This is a genomic window from Gaetbulibacter sp. M235 (assembly GCF_043876835.1).
Classification (GTDB): domain Bacteria; phylum Bacteroidota; class Bacteroidia; order Flavobacteriales; family Flavobacteriaceae; genus Yeosuana.
The window spans coordinates 54586-74373 of the sequence record NZ_JBAWJZ010000012.1; the positions used below are offsets into that span (position 1 = coordinate 54586).

Genomic DNA, 19788 nt, shown 5'->3' on the forward strand with positions numbered 1-19788 from the left:
GTAGTCAAAATTCATTGACAACATAAATACAGAAAAAATGGGTAAAATCAAAAATCATGATGTTCAAAGTGTGAACATACAAACCTCGACAAGTAAAGCTTTTGAGTACATTGCAAATCCTTCAAACCTTTCGAAGTGGACAGGTGCGTTTAAAGACGCTGATTACAAATCAGCTACTCTGGTAACTCCAAATGGTGAACTTAAAATTGGTTTAGAAACTAAGACCAATAAAGAAATGGGAACAATTGACTGGTATATGACAATGCCAGACGGAAGTATTGGAGTTGCTTATTCAAGAGTGGTAACTGGACCAGACAATAACGCTATTTACTCTTTTGTTTTAATTGCACCACCAGTACCATTGGAACAAATTGAAGGAACATTATCTGAACAAATTGGACAATTAAAAGATGAATTACAAAAGCTTCAAACTATTTTAGCAGAATCGTAAAAGTTTAAATTGGTTGGGCAAAGCCCAACCAATTAATTAAAAAATGGAAGAAAAAGAACTTATAAAATCTTGTTTAGAAGGCAACAAACAAAGTTTGGAAAAACTTATCGGTTCCATTCAAAGTTTGGTATTTAATTTATCGCTTCGGTTTTTATGGAACAGAATGGATGCAGAAGATGCAACACAAGAAATTTTAATAAAAGTAATTACAAATTTAAGTAAGTACGACGGACGAAGTAAGTTTTCTACTTGGACATACCGGGTTGCATCAAATTATTTAATCAATCTAAAACATACAGCGCTTGAAAAGACTTTCACTTCGTTTGACATTTTTTCTACTGACCTATATTCAACAAAAGAACCTGTAAGTTATGAGCAACCAGATAAGAACCTTTTAGAAAAAGAAATGAAAACTGGTTGCACATTAGCAATGCTTCAATGTTTGGATAGAGATTTGAGAATGGCCTTTATTCTTGGAAGTGTTTTGAAAATAAAAAGTAATGTAGCTTCAAATATTGTAGAAACAACACCTGAAAATTTCAGAAAGCGACTCGAATTGTCAAGGAAATTAATTGGTAGATTTTTGAATTCTCATTGTGGTGTTTATAATCCAAAAAATAATTGCCGATGCAACAAAAGAATAAATTCGGCAATTTCTTGTGGACGAATTACAAGAAGCAATCTATTTTTTGCAGACAAAATAGAAGCTTATAACGACGAAATGGAAGAACTAAATTCAATGACAGGAATTTATCAAAATCACGGAAAATTTATTAGTCAATCGGATTTTTTTGAGCAATTAAACGAAATACTAACGACTAAAAAAATATTAAATCCAAATTAAAAAAGCCGAACTCACAAGACGTGTATAATTAATGGCTAGTTCTCGCCTACTTACGAAAATCCTCGCGGATTTTCTATTCGGTTTTTATTTGCTAAATTAGGTGCTTAAACACGCCACTAATCATACACAATTACGTTACCTGCAACCCTAAAAAACCACCTTGGACTCATCAAACCAATTTACTAATCCATTTTTGCAATAGCTTATTTTGTACATTTGCACCAATGAAAACACTTTGTTTAATTTTGGCTTTATATTCTTTTTGCCTATCAACAATTCCTTGCTGTTCGGACGATAACTGCAATGACGAAATACAAACAGAGCAAGCAGACAATCATTCGGGAAAAGAAAAAGACCATCATGATGGCGATTGCTCTATTTGTTCTCCGTTTTTAACCTGTGGAACATGTTCAGGATTTGTTTATTCAAAGGTGCACTTTTACTTCAAGAATGTTCCTTTCAGTAAAAGTAAATTCATGGCGGTTTACGTATCTCGATTTGCTGATGATTTTTTTGCCAAAATCTGGCAACCTCCCAAAAAAAAGTTAATGATATAAAAGTGGGTAATCCACTACCAATTGTTAGCGGTGAGAAACACCTCTAACCCAACTATTTTATCATTAATTAAAAAATATTAGACAAATGAAAAATTTCATCTTGCTTTTGTTGGTAATTCTATATACATCTTTGGCCTTTGGACAAAATACATTTAAAGCCATTGTAAAAGACATCGAGAGCCAAGAAACACTTATAGGTGCAACCGCAATTTTGCACGGTACAACCATTGGTGCCAGTACAGACCAAAACGGTTACTTACAGATCAATAATATTCCAAATGGAACCCAAACCATCATTTTCAGATATATCGGGTACAATGAGACAAAAATAGTTTTCAACTTTCCTTTATCAGAAACAGAGCCCGTTGAGATTTTACTTTCCAAAAGTGAAGGGGAAGAACTGGATGAAGTGGTCATTGTTTCCACGCGCTCCAAAAGAACTATCTACAACACACCAACAAGGATTGAAGCCATTTCAGGAGAGGAACTCGAGGAAAAGGGAAACATGAAACCTGGTGACATCCGTATGATGCTGAACGAGAGCACAGGCATACAAACGCAACAAACCTCCGCAACTTCCTACAATTCAAGCATCCGAATCCAAGGGCTTGACGGGAAATACACTCAAATATTAAGAGATGGCTTTCCGTTGTATGCGGGGTTTTCAGGCGGTTTAAGTTTGATGCAAATAACACCACTTGATTTAAAACAAGTGGAAGTGATCAAGGGGGCTTCTTCAACCCTTTATGGAGGTGGTGCCATTGCGGGCTTGGTAAATCTTGTATCAAAAATGCCCAAAGAAGAAGGGGAACTAAGCTTTATGTTGAACGGCACCTCTGCTTTAGGCTTGGATGTCAGCGGATTTTACTCCCAAAAATTCAATAATAAAGTTGGTACCACCATTTTTGCTTCCTATAATTTAGGCACCCCTTATGACCCTGCAGATATAGGGCTTACAGCCATTCCTGAATTCAGGCGTTATACCCTAAACCCAAAGTTTTTTTGGGATTTTGATGACAAAACCTCACTCAACATTGGTTTCAATAGCATAGTGGAAAACCGCATAGGTGGTGATATTAAATTCATTGAAGGAGACAGTAATGCCACAAACTCATTTTTTGAAAAAAACAATACCAATCGCTTCAGCACCCAATTAGGAATGGACCACCAATTAAACGATAAAGCAAGACTATCATTCAAAAATAGCGTGAGTTATTATGACCGAAGAATTGAAATTCCTGATTTTACATTTTCTGGTAAACAGTTATCTTCATTCAGTGAAGCAACTTATACGTACAGAGAAACGAAATCAGAATGGATAATTGGCCTTAACCTTTGGACAGACAAATTCTCACAAGACCCATTGAATCTTTCAGAAGTTGTTGATTATAAGCATATCACTTCTGGCATCTTTGTACAAAACACTTGGGATGCAACAGACAAGTTTGTATTAGAAACGGGTTTTAGAGGAGATTATCAAAACGAACATGGTTTTTTCGCATTGCCCAGAATTTCAGCATTATTAAAAGTCAACCAGAAATTGAGCATGCGGCTTGGTGGTGGTTTAGGTTACAAAACCCCAACAGTTTTTACCGAAGATGCCGAGCGCATACAATTCAGAAATGTATTACCCATTGATGTTTCCAATACAAAAGCCGAGCAGAGCCTTGGTGGTAATTTCGACATAAACTTTAAAACTCCCCTAACCAACCAATTATTTTTTAGTATAAATACCCTATTCTTTTACACACAAATTAAAGACCCCTTGGTACTTAATTTGTTAAACAATGGATTTTATGAATTTCAACAACCCAATGGTTTTATTGACACAAAAGGTATAGAAACAAATATAAAGTTTACTTATGGAGACTTCGCCCTTTTTGTAGGTTATACATTAGCCGATGTAAATGAACATTACAATGGAACAAAGAATACCTACCCATTGGTTTCAACACACCGACTAAATAATGTGCTGATGTATGAAATAGAAGAAACATTGAAAATTGGCTTGGAAGCCTATTACTTTAGCCCTCAACAATTAAATGACGGGGCCACTGGCAGACAGTATTGGCTTTTTGGCTTTATGGCAGAAAAGCTATGGGAAAATTTTTCCATTTTCATCAACTTTGAGAACTTGGGTGACACTCGACAAACAAAGTTTGGCAGTATCTATACGGGCTCCATTGAAAGCCCAGTGTTTAGGGATATTTATGCGCCTTTAGATGGTTTTGTGGTGAATGGAGGTATAAAAATAAAACTATAGGGATACAATCTTAAAGAGCCAAAGTGCATTAAATTAAACCAAAACAAAAAATATCAAAAAGGCAGCAGGTAGCAGTATATATAAAATTGCTAGTTTTAGCTTAACCAATGTTATTTGCTTTATTTGCTAGCTTCCGATTTTCCTTCGGAAAATCCTCGCACACAAAAACGCACTATTCTTATACAATCACGTTGTGTGCAACTTAAAAAAAGAGCTCATCGAAGTGTAGTTAATTTGGAATTTGATATACTAACTGAATAAACGGTTAATTTAAAACAGGATATCAAATGGAAAATTTAAGTCAAAATCAATCGAAAATTTTTAAGGGAGCGGGCTGGTTATTAGGTGCATTACTCGCAATAGTCGCTGATCTCGCAGTTTTTTCCTTATCTGATAGTCTAGCCGCTGCTGTTTCAGCTGCCTTACCAATTCAATTTTTTGCAGGATTTAGTTTAGAGAAAAAATTTCAGGAAGATAATAAGCAAGTTGACACTAAGAAAACTAAAATGATGATTAGTTCTTTATTATTTGGTTTCATCATATTCCTTGCAATTTATATCATTCTACATCTTTAAAAATTCATTTTAACTGCGTGCAAAATCAAAGAGAAATAGAAAAAGGGTTTGTAAAACAAATCCAGAAACATCAAGGGATTTTGCATAAGATTTGCTTTATCTATTCAAATAGTAACGCAGATAAGGAAGACCTATATCAAGAAATTGTTTTGCAATTATGGAAGTCGTACCCATTATTCCGAAATGAAGCAAAATTTTCGACTTGGATGTATCGGGTTGCTCTAAATACTGCAATCACGTTAAACAAGAAGGCCGCATTATTTGAGAATCACAAAACACAACTAAGAGATGAGTATTCTATTGCTGAAGATATTGACTATTCCGAAGACATTAAAATTCTTTACAAGGCAATTTCAAAACTTAGCAAAATAGAAAAGGCGGTTATTATGCTATGGCTTGAAGAAAAAGCATATAGTGAGATTGCCGAAATCATCGGAATATCGGAAAAGTATGTAAGCGTAAAATTAGTAAGAAGCAAAAAGAAGCTCGCAAAATTAATCAAAATGATAAGCTGATGGAAGATTTAGATTTAAATAAATATAGGTTAGCTTGGAAAAACGAAAAATCATTTCAAGCAGAAAAACTTTCTGAAATTGAAATTCATAATTTTATGAAATCTACTTCAAATATTGTGGGGCAATACAGAAGGTCCTTGATTTTTGATATGGTTTTTAAAAGTTTCTTACTCATTTCATTTATTGCATTAATCTTTCTTCTAAACAATCAATCAATAATCACTTTTGTTAATTCATTTTTTGTTTTCATAGCTGTCCTTGGAATAATTTGGCAGACAAAAATTTACAAAAGAGTTGAAAAAATAAGTGTTACAAAAGAACATCTAAAAGATTTACTAAGAGCATATATTGACTTTTACACTGGACAATATATTAAATCTATATTTGTGAGTGCCTTGTCGAGCACTTTGTTTTTTCTTAGTGGCTCTCTGTTTTATCTACACTTCAAATACGAGCAAATCCCAATTTTTGAATTGGGTGATTTTATTGTTTTAACCATAGGAATTATTTTAAGTTATGGTGTTAGTGCTTTTGCTCAATTAAAACAAAATGATTATCAAATTAAGCAACTGGAAAGTTGTTTAGTTGAAATTGAAGAAAATACAATTAACGCATCAAGCATTAAAAAATACAAAACTAATAGAATAAAAAATATAGTCACGATTGGAATTACATTGATCATTGGGGTGATTATTTTTTTGTATCTGATATTTGGTATAAATAATTTAAAGGGAATTGAAATGAAATCACTAAAAAAATTGGACAGTTGCACGAACTCTTCTTTTTGTAATAATAGGATTACTGAATACCGTTTTTATAAAGCCCGAAGATGTTGGGACCTGGAAGAATTATGTTGGTTATGGCGCTCTTTTAATTGCAATAGCAGATATATTTTTTCTTGTCAAACAATATTTAAAAAGAAATAAGAATGAAAAATAAATACTTATTTACTTTTCTTAAAGTATTGGCGTTTGTAATTCCATTCTATTTTGTCTTTTATGGACCTCTTCACAATAAGGCAGAAAACCCCAAAATAAAGATATTATGGAAATATGTATTTTCTGGTTTCTTAGCATATATTTTATTTTTTATCATATTTAAATATATGAAATAACCTTTGAAGTAAAGGCAGCACACAACACAGTATCCTATGAAAAGTACTAGTCCACATAAAAAATTGAAGTTTTATGACAATGAAAATACCCAATGAAAAGCCAGTTGTTAACACCTCATAAAATTTATGCTTACATTTAAACTAAATAACAAACCGGCAGACATTCAACTAACGATTTACTACGTCCGAAAAATCTCTGATTTTCCAGTCGCACAATTCTTATAAAATACCGATGCCCACAATACTGAAACACGAACACATATATAATTTCAATAAAAATGATTTTTAGAGAAGCCAAAATTAATGACATAAAACAAATTCAAATTGTGAGAAACTCGGTAACAGAAAATACCTTGTCTAATCCAAACTTAGTTACCGATGATGACTGTGTAGAATTTATAACTCAAAGAGGAAAAGGGTGGGTTTGTGAGATCGGCAATGAAATTGTTGGATTTTCAATTGTTGACTTAAAGAATAAAAATATTTGGGCCCTATTTTTAAAACCTGAATTCGAAAAGCGAGGTATTGGAAGAAAGCTTCACGACATAATGCTTGGCTGGTATTTTGAACAAACTAGAGCTAATGTTTGGCTAGGAACTTCACCAAATACAAGAGCTGAAATGTTTTATAGAAAAACTGGATGGACTGAAATTGGGACGCACGGAAATGGAGAAATAAAATTTGAAATGACTTATGAAAATTGGAATAAAAAAAGTACAGCAGGCAACACTGTATAAAATTTATGCTCAAATCGGATTTGGTACAAACTGACAAACATTCAATAAAAATATTGCTTCGGCGGAAAAATCTTCGATTTTCCAGTCGCACAAATCTTAATACAAACTCGTTAGCTGTTATCTGATCCAACCGACACTGTAAAATTGAAATACAATAATAAATGAAGAAACAATTACTTATACTTCTTATCTCTTTGACAACTTTTTCTGCTTTTGCCCAAGTTTACAAAAATTCAGACCTCTATAAAACCATTCTCTCAAAAGACAGCTTGCTTTTTGATGTGGGTTTTAATACTTGCGACATTAAACGGTTCTGTCGCATTTGTGAAATTATGATCTAAAAATTCTTGGTTAACCAGACTCATACTGCTAAACTGTAAAATGCCTTATAGGCAGATAAACAATTGCTGCCCATCTGTCCTTTCTTTATCATATGCACCATCTCTATTCTCGCTATACTTCGCCTGGCACTCTCAAAGTCCCTATAACCCTGTCCTACACGCCTCTTTATAAACCTATGGTCCTGTTCAACTATGTTGTTCAAATACTTGCACTGCCGTATCCGTATCTTAACAAAAGAACGTCTTCTATAAACCTTAATGCCCCTTTGTTAGAACCGATTTTGTCAATGTTTATCAGTTCGGGACAACTATTGTTGTTTATGTCCTTGATCAAAAAGGATTGGGAGGACATGCGCTTCCTCCTCTTGGTCAATAGAAAGTCAATCATGTTTCCCTCTTTATCTACAGCTCTGTACAAATACCTCCGTTCCCCTTTTACTTTGATGTATGTCCCATCCATCCTCCAGCGCTTTCCACCTTATGCTTTCTCCTTCTGAATGAAGCCTCCAATTGTGGGCTGAATTTATAGACCACCTCTGGACGGTTGCATGGTCTACCTTCACTCCTCGTATGGCCATCAACTCCTCAATCTCTCTATAGCCCAATCCAAGCCTGAACTTGAAATAGATAGCTTGCATAATAACTGACTTGGGAAAAGTGTGGCTTTTGAACATTGTTTTTGTTTTAAAAATACAACATTCCTATTTTTATTAATTTAGATGCGACAGAACCGAATAAATTATTCAATAAATAAATTGTTTCTTTAATATATTTTTTTTTCCTGATTAAGTATTTTTTCTACCTTTTTTGAAATTGTTATTTTTCCTTTTGAAAAAAAAGATTCGTGATATTCATCCATTTTCTGTAAATCATATTCATAGTTTACCATGATTCCAAATGAAGATTTTAATCCATTGACTGATGTATCACCATTCCAAAAAATGTCGTTTACAAAAGCCCCATTACCTAAATGAAAACTTGCGACTTTATTAATAGGTTTTTCTTTTACTTTTATATTAATTAAGTAAATAGCACATAATTTCAGGATAACGCTTTTTACCTTATTACTAATTTTTTTTATATCAAATTCATTCTCAAATACTATGGAAATTGATTTCATTTCTGTTTCAGAAATTAGCCCTAGAATATATTCATTTTCATTTTCCAACAACCATTTAGCAAAGCCTGGTACTGGAGATAGCGTATAAAACTTCTTAATATTAGGTTTATCAACCACAATTTTTTGAACGACACGTTTAATCAAAAAATTTCCAAGTGATATTCTTGATAATCCAACCAGACAATTATTAATTGAATAAAACATACAAGAATCAAATTCTAATAAATTAGATTTTGTATTTCTGTTAATTATTTCTTGAACTGATTTTCCAATTCCTTTAGTATAGGCAACTTCCACAAAAATTATTGGTTCGATTTTAATAGCTGGATGAAAATAGGCGTAAAATTCTTTATGGTTCTGCAATCTTTTTTTTATATCCGACAAGTCCTTAATACTATGAACCTTTTCATTGGCTATGAATTTTTCAAGAATACTTGCTTCTGTACTCCAGTTTATTTTTCTAAGCTTAAGAAAACCCGGATTAAACCATGACCTAAACAAGTGAATCAAATCATTATCTAATTCCTTAAGCTCTGGAAGATGGTTGATTAAGGGTAGCAAATCACCTCTCATAAAGACTAAAACTTCACTACCACCTATTGCCATGTTCATTCTTCTAAACAACTCTTGGCGTTTTCCTTCAACACTTACTGATAAGTTGTTCAAATTTTTCAAATTACTATTCTCTAAAAAGACTGATGCATCTTTAGAAATATCCGCCACATTTGGTGTGAAATTTTGATTGATCATTAAAAAAAAAGACGCTTTATCTTTTTGATTTAATTTTTGATATTCGTCTAATATTTTCGTTGCCAACGATATTCCGGAAGTACGCCCTTTATACGAAACCAATTCTTGACATAGATTAAGAATATATTCAATTCTGTTGCCTTTATCCCATGAACTGTTTAATGATTTATTGTTATAAATGGGGAGTTTGTCTTGCATTTATTCTGACACTAAAGATTAATTATTATTTCATTTCAAAAAGCACTCTACTAGTAAATAAAAAAGAGAAGGGCATAATAAGCATCCTAAGCCTGTATAAAAAGTGGCAGACATTGCACCATAAGGAACCAACTTAATATCTGTAGCAGCTAAACCAGCCGAAACACCACTGGTAGTACCCATTAAGCCTCCAAAAACCATTGCACTATGAGAGTTGTTTAAACCTATTCTTTTAGCTAATAAAGGTGTCATGATGGTAACAAATATTGTTTTTATTACTCCAGTTGCAATACTAATTGCAATGACTTCCGAACTTGCTCCCAACGCATATCCAGTTATGGGGCCAACAATATAAGTACAAGCACCGGCTCCTATTGTTGTAATACTAGTCGAGTCAGTATATCCAAAGAATAGAGATAAAAGAGCTCCTGTAAAAAAAGAAAAGCTTATTCCCACAACTAATGAAATAAACCCAGCTAATCCTGCAGCTTTAATTTTATCTAAATCTGCATTCATAGCAGTTGCCACAACAGCAAAATCTCTTAGCATTGAACCACCCAACAAACTGAGTCCTGCAAAAAGTGGTACATCTCCCAATCCCTTTTTGTGACCAAAAAATGCCAAGTTCAAGGCTATAATAATTGCAATTGCTACGCTTGGTATCTTATTCTTTAATAAATATTTAGATATTCCGAAAGAAATTAACATAACAACACCAACACATAAAAAGGCAAATATCAACCCGTTTTTTGATATAATATTTTGTGCAATTTCAATCATAGCCAATTACAATTTTAAGGTATCACTTTCCCTGCCAATCTTTGATATTAAAGGAACCAAAACATAACCAAAAAAAACTACGGCTACACCAGCCAAAAGCGCTATCCAACCACCATTCCAAGCAGCCTGAACATTTTGAATTGCTGACATAGCTATAACTATAGGTATATACATAGCTCCCCAAAACAATACACCATTCTTAGTTTCTTTTTTAAGTATTCCTTTTTTTTTCATAAAGGCATTAACCATAATAAGGTAAATCATTGCAAAACCAACACCTCCTATATCACCATCTATATTTATAAATGCCCCTAGAGAATGACCTGTGAATTTCCCTAATAAGAAACACCCCGCCAATAAAGCTACACCATATATTTTCATATTTTTATAATACCGTTTTAAACAGTTTTATCAATTCACTCTTTGTAACTTTACCCATTATGTTTCGGGGTAAATCTTCTTGTAAAATAAATTTTCTAGGAATTTTATATCTAGGCAGTTTTTCTTTAAGCCAATTTCCAAGATTATCAATAGATAAATCTTTGGTGTTTGACACTAAACTAGCTCCTATAATCTCTCCCCATTCTTCATCTGGAAGACCTATTACCGCACAATCTTTAATATCTGAATGCTGACGAAGAACTTCTTCAATTTCTAAAGCTGAAATTTTATATCCCCCAGACTTAATTATATCAATAGAATTTCGTCCTAAAATTTTATAACTACCATTATTTATTATAGCAATGTCTCCTGTTTTGAACCAACCATCGCTTGTAAATGCTTCTTTCGTAGCTTCTGGCTTATTCCAATATTCATTAAAAACATTATCCCCTTTTGCTTGTATTTCTCCAGGCTCATCTAATTTCACAGGGACATTATTTTCATTCACTATTCGAATGGATACCCCTTCCAAAGGTTGACCTATAAAGCCTGGTTTTCTCTTACCTTTATAAGGATTACTAATCGCCATACCCATCTCTGTCATTCCATATCTCTCTAAAAGAATATGATGGCTTATATTTTCCCATTGTTCATGTACACTTAAAGGTAATGCTGCCGATCCAGAGACCATTAATCTGAATTTTTTTAAGACTGAAGAAATCTCGCCTTTTTCTAGTTTTGGTAAGTTGTTCCAATATGCTATTAATTTAAAATATATAGTTGGAACCGCCATAAAAACATTTATTTCTTGTTTTTTAAACAATCTAAATATTTCAGAAGGATTGAATTTAGGCAAAAACTCACAACAAGCACCACTCCAAAGGGCACAGCAAAGAACATTTATAATGCCATGAACATGATGCATTGGTAATACATTTAATATGTAATCATTTTCATTCCACTCCCAAAGGCTTGTTAACCCAGTTATTTGCGCTTCAATATTCTTGTGTGTTGACACAACTCCTTTGGGAAGACCAGTAGTTCCACTTGTATAAACTATCATAGCTCGCCGTAAAATATCAACTTCAGGTAATAACCCAAAAATGTTACTAAATGATTCAGCTTTAATAAATCGTATATTGGTATTAACAATTAACGGTTTTATTAAGTCCTTATATTCTTTACTATAAATCAAAATTGATGCATCTGTATCCGCCAGCACATATTTAATAGATTCCAGCGGGTGATTAACACATAATGGAACGGCAATACCTCCTGACCTCCATATTCCCCATTGAATACTAACGTACTGAAAACTTGGATCTACTAAAAAAGTCACTCTTTGCTCATTCAAATCTCTTTTTCCTGCTAATAATTCAACCGCAATTGATTCTGATTTATTTAAAAGCGTTTGGTAACTATAGCTAAGTTTATCACTTTTAATTGCTATTCTATCTTTAAAATTGTTAGCTCTTTCAATAAGTTTTAACATCTAATATTTATTTATTTTGAACTCTGAAAATAATTTATTTTTTAATTGATAATTCTGGACTTTCACCTATATTACCTGCCATATCCAAAGCCATGAACATTATTTTATTTTTAACTGATTTTTTATTAAATGGTACATCTAGGGCAGTAATAGTTTGAATAGAAGCTGAGCCATCTGAACCATCAATAGTGGCATCACCACAAAGAAGATTTGAAGATGGTATTATTTCACTATTTTCTTGATTTGGTGTTTTCCAAGATAGTTTACAACCCGCATAGCCTGTATAATCCCAAAATCCTAAATGAATCGAGTACACTTTGTTCTTTTCTAGATATATGCCAAAACCTCGCTTCGTTCCCATGGTGAAATCTCCATGATCCCAAACAATTAATTGGTTGTTTACCATTAAAAAGGCCGAATCATCTGCATCTAAATAAAAATAATAAGTACCACTTTTATCTACTGTTTTTACCCAGCCCAACCATTCTGCCGACCAATAATCGTCATTCACTTTATCTCCTAAGTTAAATTCGTTTTCGAAATCTATTTTAGCATCTATTCTTTCTAAAGCAACATCGCCTTGCCAATAGGAATAATTTTCTGTTTCTGGACGGTTTTTTAAATCATTAGAATCATAAATAGTTTTGTTATTTTTATTTCGATAGTAACCTTTAAGTCCGTTAGTTCCTTTCCAAGTTTTACCTTCATCTTCTGAAAAAATATACTGTGGCTTGGTTTTAGTATTTAATCCTGGAGCTGCGTCTAAAACATTGATGCTATAACTTGATTTTTTGGATTTTTTAGATGTGAAGTCAGACCAATTTGATGGTGCATCATTATCGTAAATAACAAAAGGGCCTCTAAAAATATCATTTTTACGTGCTCTAAAACATGATGGATTTGGCATTTCATAAGGATGAAATTCCCATAATTTACATTTATTAACACCTCCTAGTTTATCTATATAACTTACTTGTGGAGGGAAAATATCTTGAGGAAAAGGCTCTGCCAAAAAAGGACCTTCTTCTTCTGGTAAAAAATCGCTACCACCTAACCAAGCTTCTTTATTTGCCCAAACAAAATGCGATGGAAATGACCAAATAACCTCAACTTTATTTACCCAATCGTTATTACCTTTTTCTCTTAAATCATAAAGTGCCTGAGTAGCAATTCTTCCTAACGCACCATGATCGGAAGGTGTGTCTAAAAAATCGGGAATCATAATGCAATTTGGCTTATATTGTTCGTAGAGTCTTTTTATATCATCAGACAACGAAGTATATGTATAAGGAACGGTAGTTTTATAATTTAAGCCGTAGCAATATTTTGGAGCGTTTACTGTATAAGGCGACTCATTACTTTTTGTAAAGGGATTTAAGTATTGCGAATTTTTATCTTCCCACATGCTGTATATACCTCCATCTGCATACCCTAAAAAAAATAGATTATTAACGGTATCTAATCCTAACGAAGCTAAACCAAGTGTACTTCTATATGCCATTCTATCATAACCACGATCTACCATATCGATATCTCCATCGTTATCAAAATCTTTAGCATCTATACTACTTTCCCATTTCGGATAACTCCACTTGTTGGCATCGCCAGCTGTTGCAATAACTACAATTAACGTGTCTGTAGATTGTATTCTATCATAAATCCAACCAGATTTAAAATATATTTCATCGTCTGGATGTGCATGAATAAACATATAAACCTTTGCATAGACCTTAGTAATATTAATACATGTAAAGATTGATGTTACAACAAATAAAATGAATTTTTTTCTTAATTTATAGGTTGTATTAATCATGAATGTATTATGATTTAATCCTAGATGAATGCTTTAATTTAGTTTTACTCTCAACAAAGTTTAATAGCAAAGGAAGCGCTGGATCTACCATCATGTGACCGTAACCATCCATTTCATAAATCATGATATTTTTATTTCCTGCAACCTTCATCATTCTGTAGAAGTATGCGTTTTCTTCATATCTGCCTAACATTTCAAGTTCTCTATCGCCTGTAATTAATAACATAGGTGGCACTCCCTTTCGAACAAAATGCAAAGGAGCAAATTCATCCACAACAGCTTGTTTTCCTGGTATTCCTCTTTCTGCACGAATCTCAAAATGTGTTATAGTATGACCACTAAATGGAACTAAACCCGCAACTTTATCGGCATCTATATCGTATTTTTTTAATAAATCTTTATTCATTACAGCCATTAAAGCAAGGTATCCACCAGCTGAATGACCAGAAATAAAAATGGAATTTACATCTCCATTATAATTATTTATGTTTTTAAAAACCCAGGCAATAGATGCCACAGCATCGTCTATACAAATCTCCGCTTTTATTCTTGGTGCTAGACGATAACCAACACCAACAACAATACACCCTTTATTTTTAAGTGCTTCTGGAATTTCCCTTGAACCACTGGTTAAACCGCCGCCATGAAACCAAACAATAACTGGTACTTTCTCTTTAGTTTTTGGGTAGTATATATCCAATAAGCACATTTGTTTTTGGTAATCGGATATGCTTTCAAGTGATGGATCTAAATAAGAAACACCATTTTCTTGTTTATATTCTAAACTTTGCGCCAAAACACACAAAGGCAACAACAGTATTAAGAGGTATATATAGGTTTTTTTCAAAATGAAATACGTTTAATTATTGAAAATAATTTATGTTGTTTATTTACATAAAATAGTGAACAGAATAGATTATCTAATCAAGTTTAAATTAGATAATCTATTTATCATATAACTAATACTTTAACATGCATTTGAGTTAAAGTGTTTTAAAAATTAGTCTATCGAATTGTTATTAGAAGTTTCTGATAATGGAATTACTAAATGCATAATACCATCACCGGTTTCTTTTGTTCTATATTGAGAAGCTAAAACAGGGTCGTTAAAATTATTATGAACAGAAATAAACTCGTTAACTAGGAAATCTTTTCCGCGTCGGCGAGCTTCAAAAAATTCGTGCCCTTCTCCAATTAATTCATACATACGTTCCCATGCTATTTTTTTTCTAAACTCCTCTTTTGTTGATACTTTTGTAATATCCCAACTTAAAGGATATGTACCTTTCCCGTTGCTTCTAGCTCTATCTAAAACTTCATTTACATATTGAAATGCATTAGCTGGTCCTGTTAATTCATTTTCAATTTCGGCACGTAATAATAGAATGTCAGCATATCTTAAAACCTTCCAGTTTCTAATGCTTGCGCTACTTGTTCTGTTAGGGTCAAGGTATTTTGCTATATAAAAATAAGCACCACTTGCCCATTTAGCTCTTGGGTAAACCGAAGATGAACTTCCATTAATTTTAGTAAATGTTGAATCTATATATGTTATATCTACCCTAGGATCATGATCTCTTACATCAGTAATTTTTCCTGTTGAAGCATTCTTAGTAAAATCACTATATAAGTTATCACCTAATTGTCGTGTCCACATCCAAGGTTGTACTCTAATGTAACCTCCAAAAATATCAACCTCTAAAGCTTGTGGAGTGTATGCCTGAGATAGGTTATTTAAATTAGATGAATAATTTGCCTGCATCTCAAAAATTGCTTCTTCAGAGTTTCTACCTGCTGGTGAATGTAAAGTAGCTATACTAGGTAAAAGCATATAGTTTTTAGAGTTTATAGCTAAATCTGCATGGATTTTTGCTTGTTCCCACAATTGAGGCATATTATACCAACCTGCTTGTGTTGCATAAACTTTAGCTAAAAAAGCATCAGCAGCAGATTTAAGTGGTCCATTGTATTTACTTGGTATACCAGTACCTGCAGGAAGTAAAATTTTTGCTTGTTCAAAGTCATTGATAACTGATGTATAAATTACAGCTTCGCTAGATAGTGGTGTGTGTGTAATACCTACTGCTGGTTCTAATGGCATAGGGATATCTCCCCATAACCTAACCAATTTAAAGTATTCGTAACCCCGTAAAAAATAAGCAGTCCCTAAAACCTTTTGATATCCAGGTGATAAAGCTGTAAAATCCGGGTTATTGTCTTCAAAATATTTAATTATAACATTTAAAGAATAGATAGCGTTATAATTACTATTCCAAACATTTTCTGGCCAAGCCTGATTATCTTTAAAAATAAAATTGTTATATTCTGTTATATGACCACTTCCTGGACGGTATAAAAATCCACCAGCACAAGATATTAGTTGGTGATATCCTTGGTTCGTCCAAAATCCATCTTCCAATTGCGATAAAGCGCCTTGTAGTGCAAGTTGTGCTCTTTCTTCTGTGGAAAATACTTTACTGGCATCTACACTATAATCCGGTTCTTCTATAAGTGTATTTTCGCAAGACAGCAAACTAGTTACACCTAAAATGGCTAAAAGAAATGTTCTTATTTTCATTTTTTTTATTGAATATATTAGTAAATTTTTCATTTTTTCAAGTTTTAAATATTAAAAATTAACATTAACTCCTACTGTAAAAGAAATAGGTCTTGGTGTACTAGACCAGTCTATACCTATTCTTGTGCTATCGTAAGAAAACGAATTTACCTCTGGGTCGAAACCTTGGTATTTAGTAAATAATAAAAGATTATTACCCGTTACATATATACTAGCGCTGCTTATACCCATTTCTTTTAAGAGTTTACTTGGAAGATCGTAATTAAGTGTAGCTGAAGAAAGTCTTAAAAAACTTGCATCCTCCACTAATAAATCTGCAGAGTCTAATAAACCAAAACCTTGTCTAGGATATTTTCCATCTATATTGTCTGGAGTCCATCTATCTGTCCAAGATTCTGAATAAACATTTCTTGTTAAAAGTTTATCGTTATAACCATTCTGACCTAATTTTGCGTTGAACACATCGTTGCCTTCTTTACCAACAAATACAAGTCTAAGCGATAAATTTTTGTATGCAAACTCTGTGTTAAATCCATAGGTATAATCTGGATTTGGATTACCTATTATTTGTCTGTCTGCAGCATCAATTTCACCATTGCCATCTAAATCTATAAAACGTACATCACCTAGTTGTGGTGCTACACTTCTGTAAGTTGGCGCATCGACTAAATCATCTGCTGTACGGTATAGTCCATCTGTTTTTAAACCAAAAAACGTTCCAATAGCTTCGTTTTCAAGAAAGATATTTACGGGATCTGTAAAAACACCAGTACCTATTCCGTTTCCAAAAAAGTGAGCTCTCCCATCTCCAAAAGTATCTTCGCTACCTAATTCTAATATTTTGTTTTGATTGAAAGCAATATTTGCTCCAAGAGTCCAACTAAACTTGCTGTTGTTTACAATATTAGCATCTATACTAAACTCTAATCCTCTATTTTGAATTTCTCCAACGTTTACAGTTGTAGATGTAAATCCGTTAGAAGCTGGTATTGGTTTATTCAATAAAAGACGTTCTGTATTTTTTACATATGCATCAACTGTTCCTGTAAATCTTCCTTTTAAAATACCCCAATCTAAACCAACATTACTTTGAACCGTAGTTTCCCAAACTAATGATGGATTTGGTATTCCTGTAGAAACAAGACCTATTGCCGTAGAAGCATCAAACCCTGAACCATCCGTAATTGTGTAAAGATTCAGTGTTTGAAAAGGAGCTATACTTGAATTTCCTGTTTGTCCCCAACCTGCTCGTAATTTAAACTGGCTAACAAAGCCTAGATTTTTAATAAATTTCTCTTTTTCCATTTTCCAAGCTGCTGCTAAAGAGTGGAAGTTATCCCATTTTTTATCACCACTAAAAACACTTACACCATCACGTCTAAATGTATATGTTAGTAAATACTTGTTATATAAAGCGTAGTTTGCTCTTGCAAACGCCGACACATAATTTGAAGGTCTTTCTACAGGGTTATTGTATATGATAGTTTGAGCAAAATTCAATCCGTTTTCCCCTAAAATCAAATCTGAAAAATTACTTCCATAAATAGACTTTGTAGTTGTTCTGTATTCATCTGTTGTAAAACCTAAAGTACCATTAAATGAATGTGCTCTAGAAAAATCTTTTTTAAACTGTAGTAAATTCTCGGTTGAATAATTTCTTGAAACTAAGTTAGATTCTCCTAAATAACCTCCGTATGAAGCACCTAAACCTATTTGATCTGTATAAAAACGTACTCTTTCTTTATTTCTAGTATTACCACTTAATTTAAGCTGATATGTTAATAAATCTGTTAACTTATAATCTAAACTTAAAGATGCTACAATTCTAGACTCTTTTGAATGATCATAATAATCTGAAGCCCATAGATTTGGATTCGCTAATGGTTCTCCATCATCCCCAAAAATATCGTCGTTTAGGGGTGATGCATTAAGAATTGAAGCCATTAAACCTCGGTTTCCTGTACCATCGGTAGAAAGGTTCATATCATTGGTTCTGTAACTAGCATAAATAGTTGATGATATTTTAACTTTATCACTTAATTTAGCACTTAAATTACTTCTAATATCTCCTGTATTAATACTCGAGTTTGGAGTAATTCCTTTTTCGTTATTAAACCCTGTAGCTAAATAATAATAAATTCCACTTGCACCACCACTTACAGATACTCTGTTTGAAGTACTAACTGTCATTCCTGTCATTTCTTCTAACCAATCTATTTGCTCTGTAGCAGTAAGACCATATTGGTTTATTATAGCTGGTGTTAAATTAGCACTTGCAGGATCTGTAAAGTAAGTATCACCAGTAGGAATGTTTCTTATTTTGTAAATATCGCCTTGATAAAAACCATATCTTACTGCCACATTTTCTAATAAAGCATCACCATTTCTCATTTCAGCATAACCAGGTCCATCTAATAAATCAATACTTCTTCCAATTACTGAAGCCGTTGTAGATGTACTAACTTTGATACTTGCTTTTCCATCTTTACCTTTTTTTGTGGTAATTATTATAACACCGTTAGCTCCTCTAGAACCATATATGGCAGTTGCAGAAGCATCTTTTAAAACTTGAATATTTTCTATATCACTTGGATTAATACCAGATAAACCACTTTGTTGCGATTGAAAATCGTTAATGGTACCAAAAGGGTTTGAAGCATCTTCTGTTGAAGAATTCATAAGTATTCCATCAACAACATACAAAGGTTCATTATCTGATCTTAATGAGTTTGTTCCACGAATTCTTATACTTAATGCTGCACCTGGTGTTCCGCTAGAATTTGTTACGTCTACACCTGCTACTTTACCTTGTATTAAATTATTTATTGAACCACTTCTTAAAGCTTCATTTACATTTGGCTTAATAGCAGATACTGCACCAGTAACGTCATCTTTTTTAACTGAACCATAACCAATAACAGTAACTTCATCTAATTGGTTTTCACCTTCTTTAAGTACAATGTCAATTGTGTTAGAATCGCCAACTATTGATGTTTTATTAGCCATTCCAATGTAAGTAAACATTAAAACATCATTCTTTTTTGCAGTTATTGAATACCTCCCATCAAAATCTGTAGCAACACCTCTTTGTGTTCCTAGTATTACAACACTTACACCAGGTAATGGTTGCCCTGAAACATCTGTAACAGTACCCGTTATTGTGTTTTGTACTAAATCTGTTTTTATATTACTAGCATTTGCAAATAATGTAAATAGTATTGCCGTAATAACTATAAAGCTTCGATTCATTCTATACTTTTCATTGGTTTTTATTTTCAT

The 19788-nt window shown here is 32.9% G+C and carries 18 protein-coding genes; 8 read left to right on the forward strand and 10 right to left on the reverse strand.

What is annotated here, in order from left to right; translation table 11 throughout:
* The first annotated feature begins 37 nt into the window (after window positions 1-37).
* From V8G69_RS15625 to V8G69_RS15660, 8 genes are all read left to right on the forward strand, one after another.
* Window positions 38-451 (forward strand): hypothetical protein, encoded by a 414-nt coding sequence (locus V8G69_RS15625; RefSeq protein ID WP_394883080.1) that lies wholly within the window; start codon window positions 38-40, stop codon window positions 449-451.
* A gap of 43 nt (window positions 452-494) precedes the next feature.
* On the forward strand, window positions 495-1295 hold the full coding sequence (locus tag V8G69_RS15630; protein WP_394883081.1) for an RNA polymerase sigma factor: 801 nt from the start codon (window positions 495-497) through the stop codon (window positions 1293-1295).
* Window positions 1296-1519: 224 nt separating this feature from the next.
* Window positions 1520-1852 (forward strand): DUF6660 family protein, encoded by a 333-nt coding sequence (locus V8G69_RS15635; protein WP_394883083.1) that lies wholly within the window; start codon window positions 1520-1522, stop codon window positions 1850-1852.
* 85 nt (window positions 1853-1937) lie between these two features.
* Window positions 1938-4115, forward strand: coding sequence for a TonB-dependent receptor plug domain-containing protein (locus V8G69_RS15640; RefSeq protein WP_394883084.1), 2178 nt, complete (start codon window positions 1938-1940; stop codon window positions 4113-4115).
* Between the two features lie 287 nt (window positions 4116-4402).
* Window positions 4403-4690: a hypothetical protein gene (locus V8G69_RS15645; RefSeq protein ID WP_394883085.1), complete on the forward strand. Its 288-nt coding sequence runs from the start codon at window positions 4403-4405 to the stop codon at window positions 4688-4690.
* Window positions 4691-4707: 17 nt separating this feature from the next.
* On the forward strand, window positions 4708-5205 hold the full coding sequence (locus tag V8G69_RS15650; RefSeq protein WP_394883086.1) for an RNA polymerase sigma factor: 498 nt from the start codon (window positions 4708-4710) through the stop codon (window positions 5203-5205).
* Entirely contained in the window at window positions 5205-6131 is a 927-nt protein-coding gene (locus V8G69_RS15655; RefSeq protein ID WP_394883087.1) for a hypothetical protein, read from the forward strand. The genes V8G69_RS15650 and V8G69_RS15655 overlap by 1 nt, the downstream gene beginning before the upstream one ends.
* A gap of 466 nt (window positions 6132-6597) precedes the next feature.
* Window positions 6598-7056 (forward strand): GNAT family N-acetyltransferase, encoded by a 459-nt coding sequence (locus V8G69_RS15660; protein ID WP_394883089.1) that lies wholly within the window; start codon window positions 6598-6600, stop codon window positions 7054-7056.
* A gap of 361 nt (window positions 7057-7417) precedes the next feature.
* Here V8G69_RS15660 and V8G69_RS15665 read toward each other — a convergent pair whose 3' ends face one another.
* The 10 genes from V8G69_RS15665 to V8G69_RS15710 all read right to left on the reverse strand — a co-directional run bounded on the left by V8G69_RS15665 (window position 7418) and on the right by V8G69_RS15710 (window position 19788).
* A complete protein-coding gene (locus V8G69_RS15665) occupies window positions 7418-7657 on the reverse strand; it encodes a DDE-type integrase/transposase/recombinase (protein ID WP_394883111.1) in 240 nt (79 codons plus the stop codon).
* Complete coding sequence (locus V8G69_RS15670) at window positions 7597-7857, reverse strand: DDE-type integrase/transposase/recombinase (RefSeq protein WP_394883090.1); 261 nt, start codon at window positions 7855-7857, stop codon at window positions 7597-7599. The genes V8G69_RS15665 and V8G69_RS15670 overlap by 61 nt, the downstream gene beginning before the upstream one ends.
* A 303-nt stretch (window positions 7858-8160) precedes the next feature.
* Entirely contained in the window at window positions 8161-9465 is a 1305-nt protein-coding gene (locus V8G69_RS15675) for a malonyl-CoA decarboxylase domain-containing protein (protein WP_394883093.1), read from the reverse strand.
* A gap of 30 nt (window positions 9466-9495) precedes the next feature.
* On the reverse strand, window positions 9496-10245 hold the full coding sequence (madM, locus tag V8G69_RS15680) for a malonate transporter subunit MadM (RefSeq protein WP_394883095.1): 750 nt from the start codon (window positions 10243-10245) through the stop codon (window positions 9496-9498).
* Window positions 10246-10251: 6 nt separating this feature from the next.
* Window positions 10252-10626: a malonate transporter subunit MadL gene (gene madL / locus V8G69_RS15685; protein ID WP_394883096.1), complete on the reverse strand. Its 375-nt coding sequence runs from the start codon at window positions 10624-10626 to the stop codon at window positions 10252-10254.
* A gap of 4 nt (window positions 10627-10630) precedes the next feature.
* Window positions 10631-12118 carry an acyl-CoA synthetase gene (locus V8G69_RS15690; RefSeq protein WP_394883097.1) on the reverse strand — a complete coding sequence of 496 codons (1488 nt, stop codon included), beginning with the start codon at window positions 12116-12118 and terminating at the stop codon, window positions 10631-10633.
* Window positions 12119-12152: 34 nt separating this feature from the next.
* Window positions 12153-13931, reverse strand: coding sequence for a PIG-L family deacetylase (locus V8G69_RS15695; protein ID WP_394883099.1), 1779 nt, complete (start codon window positions 13929-13931; stop codon window positions 12153-12155).
* Window positions 13932-13938: 7 nt separating this feature from the next.
* Window positions 13939-14778 carry an alpha/beta hydrolase gene (locus V8G69_RS15700; protein ID WP_394883100.1) on the reverse strand — a complete coding sequence of 280 codons (840 nt, stop codon included), beginning with the start codon at window positions 14776-14778 and terminating at the stop codon, window positions 13939-13941.
* 153 nt (window positions 14779-14931) lie between these two features.
* Window positions 14932-16542, reverse strand: coding sequence for a RagB/SusD family nutrient uptake outer membrane protein (locus V8G69_RS15705; RefSeq protein ID WP_394883101.1), 1611 nt, complete (start codon window positions 16540-16542; stop codon window positions 14932-14934).
* A gap of 18 nt (window positions 16543-16560) precedes the next feature.
* Window positions 16561-19788 (reverse strand): SusC/RagA family TonB-linked outer membrane protein, encoded by a 3228-nt coding sequence (locus V8G69_RS15710; protein WP_394883102.1) that lies wholly within the window; start codon window positions 19786-19788, stop codon window positions 16561-16563.